12 protein-coding genes and 1 pseudogene are annotated in these 12960 nt (G+C 54.0%); 3 read left to right on the top strand and 10 right to left on the bottom strand.

All coding sequences use genetic code 11. The features are described from left to right. Nucleotides 1–60: 60 nt before the first annotated feature. The 3 genes from PMI41_RS21220 to tkt form a co-directional block, all read right to left on the bottom strand. On the bottom strand, nucleotides 61–1254 hold the full coding sequence (locus PMI41_RS21220) for a phosphoglycerate kinase (RefSeq protein WP_008128287.1): 1194 nt from the start codon (nucleotides 1252–1254) through the stop codon (nucleotides 61–63). Between the two features lie 125 nt (nucleotides 1255–1379). Then, on the bottom strand, nucleotides 1380–2387 hold the full coding sequence (gene gap, locus PMI41_RS21225) for a type I glyceraldehyde-3-phosphate dehydrogenase (RefSeq protein ID WP_008128288.1): 1008 nt from the start codon (nucleotides 2385–2387) through the stop codon (nucleotides 1380–1382). Between the two features lie 59 nt (nucleotides 2388–2446). Then, nucleotides 2447–4432: a transketolase gene (gene tkt / locus PMI41_RS21230; protein ID WP_008128290.1), complete on the bottom strand. Its 1986-nt coding sequence runs from the start codon at nucleotides 4430–4432 to the stop codon at nucleotides 2447–2449. 295 nt (nucleotides 4433–4727) lie between these two features. Between tkt and PMI41_RS21235 the strand changes: the two genes are divergently transcribed. The 3 genes from PMI41_RS21235 to PMI41_RS21245 all read left to right on the top strand — a co-directional run bounded on the left by PMI41_RS21235 (nucleotide 4728) and on the right by PMI41_RS21245 (nucleotide 6438). Next, nucleotides 4728–5000, top strand: a complete 273-nt coding sequence (locus PMI41_RS21235) for a DUF4164 domain-containing protein (protein WP_008128292.1) — start codon at nucleotides 4728–4730, stop codon at nucleotides 4998–5000. A 16-nt stretch (nucleotides 5001–5016) separates the two neighbouring features. After that, complete coding sequence (locus PMI41_RS21240) at nucleotides 5017–5382, top strand: cell division protein ZapA (RefSeq protein WP_008128293.1); 366 nt, start codon at nucleotides 5017–5019, stop codon at nucleotides 5380–5382. Between the two features lie 105 nt (nucleotides 5383–5487). Continuing rightward, on the top strand, nucleotides 5488–6438 hold the full coding sequence (locus PMI41_RS21245) for a tripartite tricarboxylate transporter substrate-binding protein (RefSeq protein ID WP_008128295.1): 951 nt from the start codon (nucleotides 5488–5490) through the stop codon (nucleotides 6436–6438). 39 nt (nucleotides 6439–6477) lie between these two features. Here the strand turns inward: PMI41_RS21245 and PMI41_RS21250 are convergent, their stop codons facing one another. The 7 genes and pseudogenes from PMI41_RS21250 to PMI41_RS21280 form a co-directional block, all read right to left on the bottom strand. Then, nucleotides 6478–8298 (bottom strand): ATP-binding cassette domain-containing protein, encoded by a 1821-nt coding sequence (locus PMI41_RS21250; RefSeq protein ID WP_008128296.1) that lies wholly within the window; start codon nucleotides 8296–8298, stop codon nucleotides 6478–6480. A gap of 239 nt (nucleotides 8299–8537) precedes the next feature. Next, a pseudogene (locus tag PMI41_RS21255) lies at nucleotides 8538–8828 on the bottom strand (YMGG-like glycine zipper-containing protein); the annotation flags it as partial. Nucleotides 8829–8966: 138 nt separating this feature from the next. Then, nucleotides 8967–9248: a hypothetical protein gene (locus tag PMI41_RS21260; protein WP_008128299.1), complete on the bottom strand. Its 282-nt coding sequence runs from the start codon at nucleotides 9246–9248 to the stop codon at nucleotides 8967–8969. A 94-nt stretch (nucleotides 9249–9342) separates the two neighbouring features. Beyond that, nucleotides 9343–9978 carry a thiamine diphosphokinase gene (locus PMI41_RS21265; protein ID WP_008128301.1) on the bottom strand — a complete coding sequence of 212 codons (636 nt, stop codon included), beginning with the start codon at nucleotides 9976–9978 and terminating at the stop codon, nucleotides 9343–9345. Nucleotides 9979–10032: 54 nt separating this feature from the next. Further along, nucleotides 10033–11238, bottom strand: coding sequence for a 3-oxoadipyl-CoA thiolase (pcaF, locus tag PMI41_RS21270; protein WP_008128302.1), 1206 nt, complete (start codon nucleotides 11236–11238; stop codon nucleotides 10033–10035). Then, the gene (locus PMI41_RS21275) at nucleotides 11238–12017 is read right to left on the bottom strand and encodes a CoA-transferase subunit beta (protein WP_040856134.1); all 780 of its coding nucleotides are present in this window, start codon (nucleotides 12015–12017) and stop codon (nucleotides 11238–11240) included. Before PMI41_RS21275 ends, pcaF begins: the two co-directional genes overlap by 1 nt. A 4-nt stretch (nucleotides 12018–12021) precedes the next feature. Further along, nucleotides 12022–12870, bottom strand: a complete 849-nt coding sequence (locus tag PMI41_RS21280) for a CoA transferase subunit A (RefSeq protein WP_008128305.1) — start codon at nucleotides 12868–12870, stop codon at nucleotides 12022–12024. Nucleotides 12871–12960 lie beyond the last annotated feature (90 nt).

Genomic DNA, 12960 nt, shown 5'->3' on the forward strand with positions numbered 1-12960 from the left:
TAACATTTTCTTTTATTTGTTAATCAGGCCCGGTTTACGGGCCTGATTAATGAGCGGATTTTACTTCTTCAGCACGTCCACGCCGGGCAATGGTTTCCCTTCCATCCATTCAAGGAATGCGCCACCTGCTGTCGAAACATAACTGAAGTCATCAGCAACACCTGCATGGTTGAGCGCCGATACGGTATCTCCACCACCGGCAACCGAAACCAGATGCCCGGCCTTTGTACGCTCCGCCACATGACGGGCGGCTGCAACTGTCGCCTTGTCGAATGGCGTAAGCTCAAAGGCGCCAAGCGGACCGTTCCAGACGAGCGTGGATGCGTCGTCAATTGCGGCTTTAACCCGCTCGATTGATTGCGGGCCAACATCCAGGATCATGCCGTCATCAGGAATCGCATCGAGCCCATAAGCGTGGAATGGCGCATTGGCCTGAAAATGCCAGGCAACGATTGCATCAACCGGAAGGATGATCGTGCAGTTTGCTGCCTTGGCTTTAGCCATGATCTCCCGCGCGGTCCCGGCCAGATCATGCTCGCACAGCGATTTTCCGACTTTGACACCTTGAGCTGCAAGGAATGTATTCGCCATACCGCCGCCGATAACCAGCGCATCGACTTTTTCCACCAGATTGCCGAGGAGGTCGAGCTTGGACGAAACCTTTGCGCCACCGACAATGGCCACGACAGGGCGCTTGGGAGCACCAAGGCCCTTTTCCAGCGCAAGCAGTTCGGCTTCCATGGTGCGTCCGGCATAGGCAGGCAAAACACGGGCAAGACCCTCAGTCGACGCATGAGCGCGGTGTGCCGCAGAAAACGCATCATTTACATAGATGTCTCCATTGGCGGCCAAAGCTTTGACGTGCTCGGGATCGTTCTTCTCTTCGCCCTTGTAAAAGCGCGTATTTTCAAGAAGCAGAATGTCACCATCCTTGAGCTTGGCAACCGCAGCGGCAGCCTTCTCACCAATACTGTCTGCAGCAAAATGCACGCTATGGCCTATTATTTTTGTAACCGCATGGGCGATGGGTTCCAGCGAGAACTGAGGCTCGGGGCCATCTTTCGGCCGCCCGAAATGCGCAAGCAGAATAACTTTTGCACCTTTTTTCGAAAGTTCCTGAATAGTCGGCGCTACCCGTTCAATCCGTGTTGAGTCTGTTACAACACCGTCGCTGACTGGAACATTGAGATCGACGCGCACCAGAACGCGCTTACCTGCCACATCGGCATCATCAAGCGTTTTGAAGTTAGTCATTGGATTTAGCCCTCATCTGCATACAGCCGCCTGGAAAAGCCCGCATGGCGAACTGTATAACCATCAAAAACAAAAATGGCGGGTGTGTCGACCCGCCATTTGAAATCAAATCACTTCAAAGCTGGTCAGATCAACTTGCCGAAAGCGACCGCAGTGTCGCTCATGCGGCTTGAGAAGCCCCATTCATTATCATACCAGGAAAGAACGCGCACGAATGTGCCGTCCATAACCTTGGTCTGATCAAGGTGGAATATGGACGAATGTGGATCATGATTGAAATCGATCGAGACATTTGGTGCATCGGTGACGCCAAGAATACCCTTCAGCTTGCCATTGGCCGCTGATTTGATCGCATCATTGATTTCAGCAACGCTTGTCGATTTCTTGGCAACAAACTTGAAATCCACAACCGAGACATTCGGCGTTGGGACACGGATGGAACTGCCGTCGAGCTTGCCGTTAAGTTCAGGCAAGACCAGACCAACCGCCTTTGCAGCGCCGGTAGAAGTTGGGATCATGGACAAGGCAGCAGCACGGCCACGATAAAGATCCTTGTGCATGGTATCGAGAGTTGGTTGATCGCCTGTATAGCTGTGGATCGTGGTCATGAAACCATGATCGATGCCAATGGCTTCGTTCAACACGTAAGCAACCGGGGCAAGACAGTTTGTCGTGCACGACGCGTTGGAAATCACCATATGCTCTTTGGTCAGCTTATGATCGTTAACGCCATAAACAACGGTCAGATCGGCTCCATCGGAGGGAGCAGAAACGATAACACGCTTTGCGCCAGCTTCGAGATGGGCAGCCGCCTTGTCACGGGCCGTAAAGATGCCTGTGCATTCCAGCGCGATATCGACGCCCAGTTCCTTCCAGGGCAATTCGGCGGGATTGCGAACGGCTGTTACCTTGATCGGACCGCGACCAACGTCAATTGTGTCGCCAGCTACGGTAACAGTGCCGGGAAAGCGGCCATGAACGCTGTCATAACGCATCAGGTGGGCATTGGTCTCAACCGGACCAAGATCGTTGATGGCAACGACTTCAATATCGGTTCGCCCGGATTCTACGATAGCGCGAAGAACGTTACGGCCAATGCGACCAAATCCGTTAATTGCAACGCGAACTGTCATATCTGTTTTCTCCTTAGGGTATTGGAGCCCTTGAATGGAATATGAAGGAATGGACTGGGTTATTTCAACTTGGCTTCTGCAGCGCTGACGATATGCGATGCAGTGATACCGAAATGTTCATAGAGCTCTTCGATAGGACCGCTGGCCCCAAAACCATTCATACCGATGAAAATACCGTCAGTGCCGATGAAGCGATCCCAACCCATGCGGATTGCTGCTTCAACCGCAACCTTGACCGGCGCATCGCCAATCAATGTACGTTTGTAATCATCGCTTTGGGCTTCGAAAAGTTCAAAGCACGGTACGGAAATCACGCGGGTTGGATGTCCGTTCTTCTCAAGCTGTGTTCTTGCATTGAGGGCGATTTCAACTTCCGAACCGGTTGCGAAAATAGTGACCTCCGCCTTACCACTTGCAGTTGCAAGCTCATAGGCACCGTAAGAACACTTGTTTTCCTCGACGTGAACATCACGAACCGTTGGCAGGTTCTGACGGGTCAAGGCAATGGTCGATGGCGTTGTGCGTGACTTGAGCGCAATTTCCCAGCATTCAGCTGTTTCAACAACGTCGGCAGGCCGGAACACATAATTGTTCGGGATAGCGCGCAAAGCAGCCAGATGCTCGACCGGCTGATGTGTTGGACCGTCTTCACCAAGACCGATGGAATCATGGGTCATGACGTAGATGACGCGAATGCCCATCAGGCTCGACAGGCGCATTGCACCACGTGCGTAGTCCGAGAAGGTCAGGAACGTACCGGAGTAAGGGATCAGGCCGCCATGCAATGCAATACCATTCATCGCCGCTGCCATGCCGTGTTCGCGGATACCGTAATGCACGTAACGCTGGCCGTAATCCTCGGCGCTGATACCTTTGGTCTGGCTGGTCTTGGTGTTGTTTGAACCCGTCAGATCGGCTGATCCGCCGATTGTTTCAGGAACCACACCATTGATGACTTCAAGCGCCATTTCGGAAGCTTTGCGAGTGGCAACCTTCGGCTTTTCTTCGGACAGCTTCTTCTTGTAGGCGGAAATTGTCGCTTCGAAATTGCCGGGCAGATCACCACGCATACGGCGGTCAAATTCAGAGCGCAGTTCGGAATCTGCAGCTTCAAGGCGTGAGTTCCAAGCCGTGTGTTCCTTTGCGGAACGCAGGCCTGCAAGACGCCATTCGTCAAGAATTTCTGTCGGAACAACAAAAGGCTCCGAAGCCCAGCCGAGCGCCTTGCGTGCGCCTGCAAGCTCTTCAGCACCTAACGGTGAGCCATGCACCTTGTTGGTACCGGCCTTGGTTGGCGCGCCAAAACCGATGGTGGTTTTGCAGGCAATGAGGGTTGGCTTATCGGATTTCTGCGCGCGTTCGATAGCAGCGGCAATCGCATCCTGATCATGTCCGTCTACACTGATCGAATTCCAGCCCGATGCTTCAAAACGTGCAGGTTGGTCGGTGTTGTCGGCGAGAGTAACAGGACCATCGATCGAGATATTGTTGTGATCCCAGAAAACAATGAGCTTGTTCAGCTTGAGATGACCGGCCAGTGAAATCGCTTCCTGGCTGATGCCTTCCATAAGGCAACCGTCACCGGCGATGACATAGGTGTGGTGATCTACCAGATCGTCGCCGAAATGCGCATTCATGATGCGTTCGGACAATGCCATACCCACAGCGTTGGCAAGCCCCTGACCCAACGGGCCGGTCGTTGTTTCGATACCCGCAGCGTGGCCATATTCAGGGTGGCCTGCAGTGCGTGAGCCGAGCTGGCGGAAATTCTTGATCTGCTCAATATCGATATCATCATATCCGGTGAGATAGAGCAGCGAATAAAGCAGCATGGAGCCGTGGCCGGCAGACAGCACGAAACGGTCACGGTCGGCCCAATGCGGTGCTTTGGGATCAAATTTCAGAAACTTTGTATAGAGGACGGTCGCAATATCGGCTGCGCCCATGGGGAGACCGGGATGACCGGAATTGGCTTTTTCCACTGCATCCGCAGAAAGAAAGCGAATTGCGTTGGCCATTTGATTGGATTTTTCAGAATTGGTCATAGTCACCGTCTTTCGAAGTGGAAAGGAGATGCCGTTTCTGGATGCCGGTTTAGACAATATCCAAAAGGCACGCGACAAATAGCAGGTGTCTAGAGGGAGTCAATAAAAGCTGGGCCAAATTGGGACACTCTGATGCAAGTCTTTCGTCGCGGCACATTATTATCGGTGCATGAATGGCGGCTGACCCTTCGGATTGATTGACGCAGCATTAATGTAACCACTAGACTCATTGTCATAAGTTGTTCTTCTTTTTGCGATTCGCTGAAAAGATTGAGACGCAGGGGAAACGTCGAAAATGGCATCTGAAGCCACCCTCAAACAAGTTTTGGAAAGATTGGCCAAATCGCTCTCCGCCCTTGAGGATGCAGTTGAAATGCGTCTGGAGCATGAAGGCGACTTTGCCGAAGCGGAAGAAGAGGTCCAGCGCATGAACATGGACCGCCGTAAGCTGGCACAGGAGCTTGACGCTTCTGAAGGGCGCGCCGAACGGCTGGAGGCGGCCAATAAAGAAGTTTCACGCCGTCTTGTCGCTGCGATGGAATCCATCCGCACGGTACTCGATCGATAAACAGGAAGAAACGACCATGGCTACCGTTACCGTAACGATTGATGGCAAAGCCTACAGAATGGCCTGTGACGAAGGGCAGGAGCAACACCTGACCGGGTTGGCGGAGCGTTTTGACCGTTACGTGACGCATCTGAAATCATCTTTCGGCGAGATTGGCGATCTGCGCCTGACAGTCATGGCTGGTATTATGGTCACGGACGAACTTCATGAATTGCAGCTGCGTCTGACCGGTCTTGAAAACGAGGCCGAAGCGCTGCGCAAAAGCCGCGATGAAGCATTGGCAAAAGCCGATAAGAACGACTCAGCCATCACAGGCGTTTTGTCCGAGGTCGCAGGACGCATAGAATCGCTGGCGACCCGTCTTGCTCCGAAAACCAACTGACGGCGATTCCGGCTTTTCAAAGACAGCCCCATGACAGAATCTTCCCGCAGCCTCTAACGGCTCTATACATAAGTATCGAGCATGGGAGCTTTCAGGGAGGAATACATGAAACTTCGCACGTTGGCGTTGGCGCTAGCCTTTGGCATGGCTTCATTGGCGCATGCCGAGGGGCTGAAAAACATCGAAATTATCGCTCCGGCAGGTCCAGGTGGTGGCTACGATCAATTGGCCCGTTCTACGCAGCAACTGCTTCAGGATTTGAAACTTGCCGGGGATATTCAGGTAGTAAACCGCCCGGGCGCTGGAGGCACTATCGGCCTCGCCGAATTCGTTTCAAAACAATATCCCGATACAGGCCTCATCGTCACGGGAATTGGTATGGTCGGATCAATCCTGACCAACAAATCACCCGTGACAATGGAGCAAACCAAGCCGGTGGCGCGGATGACGGGAGAGTATCTTACCCTCGTCGTGCCTGCGGACTCACCTTTCAAAAACATGGATGATCTCGTCAAGGCGTTCAAAACCGATCCGGGATCGGTATCATTAGGCGGCTTCGCGGCGGGCGGTGTCGATCATCTATTGTATGGCATGATCGTCAAAGCAATCGGAGGCGATCTGTCGAAGATGAATTACGTGGCTATCGGTGCCGGTGGTGAAATGCTTGGGCAGGTCATGGGTGGTCATATTTCCGTCGGTGCCGGTGGATACGCCGAATTTGCCGGGCAGATTTCAGCGGGCACAATCCGCTCACTCGGCATTTCATCCCCAGAGCGGCTAGAGGGAATTGATGTTCCCACAATGAAGGAACAAGGCGTCGACGTTGAACTCGTCAATTGGCGCGGATTGCTCGGACAAGCCAGTCTGACAGACGAACAAACGAAGCAGTTGGATACGACTTTGGGCAAACTCGTGCAAAGCCCGGAGTGGAAAGCGTTGCTGAAAAAGCAAGGATGGGTTGATCTTTATCAGCCATCATCTGAGTTTTCTGGATTTATCAAGGATCAGCAGGCAACAATTCTTGCCACATTTCGTGAGTTGAAGCTGGTTGAATGAAACCACTCCCGGCTGGTCTGTGTCAGGCCAGCCGGAAAATTACCCTTCGATTTCTTCCCGCAGCATTTCAAGCTCCAGCCATTCGTGTTCGAGCGCTTCGTGACTTGTGCGCTTTTTGCCGATCTCCTCGACAGTCTTGTTGAACAAGCTCGGGTTCTTCGCAAAAAGGTCCGGATCAGCCAGCTTCTTTTCAAGCACCACGATTTCACCATGGAGAGCTTCAATCTTCGCCGGAAGCGTCTCAAGCGCGAATTTCTGCTTATAGGAAAGCTTGCGCTTCTCTTCTCTCGGTACAGCCGCTTTCTCGGTTGCGGAAACTTGTGCCACTTGTGGTTTTGCCGCCTTTAGCTCCTTGCGGGTCGCAATGGCAGTCTCTTTGCGTTGCGCCAGCATATCCGTATAGCCGCCGGCATATTCCAGCCATTTTCCATCACCTTCCGGAGCAATGACTGAAGTTACGGTGCGGTCGAGAAAATCGCGATCATGGCTGACGAGAAGCACTGTGCCGGCAAAACCTGCCACCAGTTCCTGCAGCAGATCCAGCGTTTCCATATCAAGGTCGTTCGTCGGTTCGTCCAGCACCAGCAGATTTGCCGGCCGGGCAAGAACGCGCGCCAGCATCAGACGCGCCCGCTCGCCACCGGATAGTTCACGTATTGGCGTGCGCAACTGCTCGGGTTGAAACAGGAAGTCCTTCATATAGGAGGCAACATGGCGTTGCTCGCCATTGACGATAACATTCTCACCGCGTCCATCGGTCAAATAGTCTGACAGGGTCTGTTCCAGATTAAGGCTGTCACGACGCTGATCCAGCACGGCAACTTCCAGATTTGTGCCGAGTTTGACGAATCCGCTATCCGGCCTGAGCAAACCTGTCAGCATGGACAGGAGTGTCGTTTTACCCGCTCCGTTCGGTCCGACAAATCCAACGCAATTTCCGCGCTGGATTCTCGTCGAAAAATCATCCACCAAAGTGCGGCCATCATAAGCTTTGGACAGATGTTCCGCTTCAATCACCAGCTTGCCGGATTCCTTGGCATCGCTCGCTTTCAGCACAGCTTTGCCCTGTGCACCGCGATGGTTGCGAAACTCGCTACGCATGGATTGCAGATCACCCAAGCGCCGCATGTTACGTTTGCGCCGTGCCGTAACGCCGTAACGCAGCCAGTGCTCTTCCCGGACGATTTGGCGCCCGAGCTTGTGCAGGTCCCGTTCTTCCTCTTCCAGAACCTTGTCCCGCCACTCTTCAAATGACCCGAAACCCTGATCCAGCCGTTTCGTAACGCCGCGATCCAGCCAGATGGTCGACCGGCTTACATTCTCCAGAAACCGCCGGTCATGGGAAATTACGACGATGGCCGAACGTATTTGCCTCAGCTCGCTTTCCAACCACTCAATGGTGGTAAGATCCAGGTGGTTGGTCGGTTCGTCCAGCAGCAATATATCGGGCTGCGGAGCAAGGACCTTCGCCAGAGCAGCGCGGCGCGTCTCTCCACCCGACAGATTTTCGGGCTTCTCGTCACCTGTCAGACCCAGATGTTCGAGCAGGTAGCTGACGCGGTAAAGATCATCTGCCGGTCCAAGCCCGGCCTCCACATAGGCGCGCACATTGGCAAACCCGTCCATATCCGGAGCCTGCGCCAGATAACGGACAGTGACTGCCGGATGTTTGAATACTTCCCCATCAGTCGGCGTAACGAAACCGGCTGCAATCTTGAGCAGCGTCGACTTGCCGGAGCCATTGCGGCCGACAAGGGCAATACGATCATTCTCGCTCACTGAAATCGCTGCATCGGTCAGAAGCGGTGTACCGCCGAATGTCAGGGCAATTCTATCAAGGCGTAACAGTGGTGGGGCCATAAAACTCAGTCATTCCGGAAGTTCGAGCAGGATTTGTCAGGGCTTGTCGATGAGAATATGTGTTCTGTCAAATGAAACAGGCCGGAAATTCCGGCCTGTTTGTTTAAATCCGTGATTCTCAATCAGTAACCGCCGCCATCACTATACTGGTCGGGGTTGTACCGGCGCCTGCGCTGGTCACGATAGCCGTCATCATCCGGATAGCGGCCATTTCCATAGGCACCGCCGCCATTACCCTGACACGGAGCATTGTAGATTGATCCGTCAGGCCGCTGGTAGCGGCAAAGATTTTCGTTTCCGCCCCGTGGTGTGGTGGCTGTACCTACAGCCGCACCAAGCAAGGCACCGGCGCCAGCGCCGATCACAGTGCTTTTCGTATCACGCCCCAAAGCCTGACCAGCCAGCGCACCAGCGCCAGCACCAATCAATGCACCCGTCCCGGCGCGCTGATTTTGCTCACTCGTCTCACATCCGGCAATCGTAAATGCCAGAAGCGCAGTGGCTGCTATGGCAGCAAAACGAATTTTCATAATAACCTCTCCATTTAAAAGTGCGGCAAAACCTTGCTTCCGCAATGCGGCAGAAGAAAGATCGCTTCCGATCACACGAGCATGCGCACAAAAAAACAGGCCGGAAAACCGGCCTGTTTTACACAAATTGCTAACTGCTTAGCGGCAAGGAGCGCGATAGCGTTCGCCGTAGCGGTTTTCGTATGTGCAGTAACGGCGTCCGCCGTCCGAAGTTGCTGCGCCGACGACGACGCCGGAAGCGCCACCGATTGCGGCACCGGCAAGAGCACCACGGCCACCACCGATTGCGCCACCGGCCAATGCACCGAGTGCTGCACCGCCAACACCATATCCGGCTGTCCGCTGTTCACTGGTTGTGCAACCAGCAACTGAGAATGCCAGAACTGCGGCGACTGCAACTGTAGATAAACTTTTCAACATGGAAGACCTCTCCCGTTTCTAAAACCAAACTTACCAGCTTGCGTCCCCAATGCTGTGCTGCAAACATTGCACTTTCTGCCTGTATTGACAAGCATCAGGCAATTTGCGGCGCTGCAATCAGGATTGCTTTGCCCGAATGGAGCGATACGTGGAGGTTTCCACATACGGCATTCGACACAGTAAGCGATGAACCGAAAGAAAGTTCCACATTTTCAAGCGGCCAGCGTGCACCTTCGATAAAAAGTCCGTGTAAGTGCGAAAATGCAACAATGCTGAACTGCGTGTCTTCGGCAAAATCGAAGGCATATTCTCCACTCACAAGCGGGTGCGCTTCTTCGCTGCCGCTTGACAGGATGATCTTGCGCCCTTGCGCGGCATGTGCCGTCGCCATCGTCAGGTGGAGAAGTGTGTGATCCGTGCGTTCGCCACCAAATGCGCCGCAAAGTACGACTTCCGTGGCGCCCAAACGATATGCTTCATTCAAGGCGAGTTCACCATCTGTCATATCCTTTGCCGCCGGAAAGACCTGTCGCGGCACATGCGCGTACTGCGTTTCCAACTCGGGAGACGTCGAATCGAAATCGCCCAGCCATAATTCAGGCTCAAGCCCTAAAGCTGCAGCATGCGCAATACCGCCATCGGCGGCCAGAACCCTGGCTCCGGCGACCTGTTGCAAAAGGCGGTCAGTGACCCGGACGGTGCCGCCCAGAAGAAGAACGAACTTGCTCATGCCCGCCCATAGCACGCGTCAAACACTTCCACCAGACGGTGGTTTGTGCCGAATTCAGACACTTCCAAGTGCTACTGCAATGCCCTGTCCAACGCCTATGCACATTGTTGCCAAGGCAAGCCTGCCGCCACGCAATTGCAGTTCCAGCGCTGCCGTTCCGGTAATACGCGCGCCCGTCATGCCAAGCGGGTGACCCAAAGCAATCGCCCCGCCATTGGGATTGACGTGCTCAGCGTCGTCCGCAATCCCAAGATCGCGCAAAGTCGCAAGTCCTTGAGACGCAAAGGCTTCATTGAGTTCGATGACGTCAAAATCCGCCGGAGTCAGACCAAGGCGCGCGCATAACTTCTTTGTTGCAGGTGCCGGGCCGAAGCCCATGATGCGGGGCGCTACACCTGCTGTTGCTCCACCCAGGACACGCGCAATCGGGTTGAGGCCATATTTTTTTGCCGCAGCCCCAGAGGCTATAATCAGAGCGGCAGCCCCATCATTCACGCCGGAGGCATTTCCCGCTGTTACGGTCCCGCCCGCACGAAATGGTGTAGGAAGCTTTGCAAGTGCCTCTATCGTCGTTTGCGGGCGCGGATGTTCATCCGTGTTTACGGATATTGGATCGCCCTTTTTTTGCGGAATGAGAACGGGTGTTATCTCTCTCGCAAGGCGGCCATTGTCCTGCGCTTTGCCCGCCAGTTGCTGGGAGCGTACCGCGAAGGCATCCTGATCGGCGCGTGAAACGTGAAAATCTTCCGCTACGTTTTCACCGGTATCAGGCATGGAATCCACGCCATACTGATCTTTCATGAGCGGGTTGATAAACCGCCAGCCGATTGTCGTATCATAAATTTCAGCATTCCGGGAAAAGGCACTGTCTGCTTTCGGCATTACGAAGGGTGCACGCGACATGGATTCAACGCCGCCAGCGATTGCGATGTCCATTTCACCCGCACGGATAGCGCGCGCTGCCGTGATGATCGCATCCATGCCCGAACCACAAAGCCGGTTCATAGTGGTGCCCGGCACTTCAACAGGCAATCCTGCGAGCAGCGACGACATGCGGGCAACATTGCGATTGTCCTCACCAGCCTGATTGGCGCATCCGAAGATAACTTCGTCGACAGCCGCCCAATCAACCGACTTGTTTCGTTCAATGAGGGCCTTGATGGGGATGGCACCGAGATCGTCCGTACGGACACCCGCAAGGGCACCTCCAAAGCGGCCAATAGGCGTCCGGATATAATCACAGATAAATACGTCGCCCATCATGCTGCCTCATGCGCTTTTTTCGTTCGTGCATTGATATCCCGTAGAACCAACAGTTCTGTATCTGTGGGAGCGGGAGTTTCAATAAGGTCCGTAGCAAATTTGATTGGCCAGCCACAATTATCCTGAATTTGTTTCCGGCTTACCCCCTGATGTATTGACACCACGGTTAATTCCTTCGTGACCGGGTCCGGCTCAAGAATACACAGGTCCGTGATTACCCTGCTCGGACCCTTTGTCTTCATGCCCAAGCGCGCGCGGTGATCACCACCCTCGCCATGTCCCATCGATGTGATGAAATCCAGATGGTCCACGAATCCGCGATTGGTCAAAGCCATGGTAATGAATATCTGCCCGCAGTTACTGGCGATTTCCGGCGCGCCGCCGCCGCCCGGTAACCTGACTTTTGGATGATCATATTCACCCACGACAGTCGTATTGAGATTGGCAAATCGATCAATTTGCGCACCCCCAAGAAATCCGGTTGTTATCCTGCCGCCCTGTAGCCAATAGCGAAACATTTCGGGCACTGACACTGTGAACTGGGCTGTATCGCATAGCTCGCCATCGCCTATCGAGAGCGGGAGTACGTCTGGTCTTGTGCCAATCGTGCCGCTCTCATAAATCAGGGTTATGTCCGGCGCGTGGGTCAACCGCGCCACATTACACGCGGCGGATGGCGCGCCTATTCCGACGAAACACACATCATCATTGGTCAATGCGCGGGACGCGGCTATGGTCATCATTTCAGTTGGGGTGAATTCGCTGCTCACGATCATGCCCTCACGCCGCTTTGCCGATATGCCGCAAAAAATCTTCCGGGCTACCGTTCATCACATTCTGCCTGATCCATGCCTGAAAACTGTCTCGCTCGCGGGCGATCTTGTCCCATGCGATATAGAAGGAATTTGAACGTTTGTAGTAGCCGTGCGCATAGGATGGGAAAGCACCGCCAGGCACATGAACAACGCAACTGATTGCCCATGATGGCAGGACTACGGAATTTGACGAAGGCGGACTCAGCTCGTCAACAATTTCCTCAACCGTAACGACGGAGCGCTTTGCAGCAAGAATCGCCTCTTTCTGCACACCAATTATTCCTTCGATCAGAACATTGCCCTGTCGGTCGGCGCGCTGCGCATGAATGATTGAGACATCGGGGCGTATGGACGGCACGGCAGCCAGAACTTCGCCGGTGAAAGGACAGGTAACATCGCGGATGTTGGCATTCACCTTGGGCAGATCGGCTCCGATATACCCGCGCAACGTTGCAAACGGCAGGTTGGCTGCTCCGGCTTCATAGGCATTTGCCATGGCGGCATGGGAATGCTCTTCGATTTCCAGTGGTCGCGGCCATTGATTCTCTACCGCATCACGAAACCGGTGCAATGACCCTACGCCCGGGTTGCCACCCCACGAAAATTTCATACCTCTTGCTGCACCGGCACCTATAAGCTGATCATAGATTATGTCGGGGGTCATGCGGATCAGGAACAACTCTTTTCGCCCCTGCCGTATGATTTCATGTCCCGCCGCGTAAGGAATGAGGTGTGTAAAGCCTTCCAGAGCAACACTATCGCCGTCGCGTAGATTTTCCTCAACAGCTTGCGAAAGTGAGCACAGGCGAGCCATGGCAATCTCCTCATCTCATTGGGGAATTCCGAAAAAATTGACCATATGAATGGTCAATTCGACGTGCAGATAAGGACCAGACTAGCAAAA

This window comes from Phyllobacterium sp. YR531 (genome assembly GCF_000282595.1).
Taxonomy (GTDB): domain Bacteria; phylum Pseudomonadota; class Alphaproteobacteria; order Rhizobiales; family Rhizobiaceae; genus Phyllobacterium.

What these genes read in the sequence shown, in the direction of transcription:
- PMI41_RS21220 (WP_008128287.1), bottom strand. Translation starts at nt 1,254, where the DNA reads ATGACTAACTTCAAAACGCTTGATGATGCCGATGTGGCAGGTAAGCGC.
- gap (WP_008128288.1), bottom strand. Translation starts at nt 2,387, where the DNA reads ATGACAGTTCGCGTTGCAATTAACGGATTTGGTCGCATTGGCCGTAAC.
- tkt (WP_008128290.1), bottom strand. Translation starts at nt 4,432, where the DNA reads ATGACCAATTCTGAAAAATCCAATCAAATGGCCAACGCAATTCGCTTT.
- PMI41_RS21235 (WP_008128292.1), top strand. Translation starts at nt 4,728, where the DNA reads ATGGCATCTGAAGCCACCCTCAAACAAGTTTTGGAAAGATTGGCCAAA.
- PMI41_RS21240 (WP_008128293.1), top strand. Translation starts at nt 5,017, where the DNA reads ATGGCTACCGTTACCGTAACGATTGATGGCAAAGCCTACAGAATGGCC.
- PMI41_RS21245 (WP_008128295.1), top strand. Translation starts at nt 5,488, where the DNA reads ATGAAACTTCGCACGTTGGCGTTGGCGCTAGCCTTTGGCATGGCTTCA.
- PMI41_RS21250 (WP_008128296.1), bottom strand. Translation starts at nt 8,298, where the DNA reads ATGGCCCCACCACTGTTACGCCTTGATAGAATTGCCCTGACATTCGGC.
- PMI41_RS21260 (WP_008128299.1), bottom strand. Translation starts at nt 9,248, where the DNA reads ATGTTGAAAAGTTTATCTACAGTTGCAGTCGCCGCAGTTCTGGCATTC.
- PMI41_RS21265 (WP_008128301.1), bottom strand. Translation starts at nt 9,978, where the DNA reads ATGAGCAAGTTCGTTCTTCTTCTGGGCGGCACCGTCCGGGTCACTGAC.
- pcaF (WP_008128302.1), bottom strand. Translation starts at nt 11,238, where the DNA reads ATGGGCGACGTATTTATCTGTGATTATATCCGGACGCCTATTGGCCGC.
- PMI41_RS21275 (WP_040856134.1), bottom strand. Translation starts at nt 12,017, where the DNA reads ATGATCGTGAGCAGCGAATTCACCCCAACTGAAATGATGACCATAGCC.
- PMI41_RS21280 (WP_008128305.1), bottom strand. Translation starts at nt 12,870, where the DNA reads ATGGCTCGCCTGTGCTCACTTTCGCAAGCTGTTGAGGAAAATCTACGC.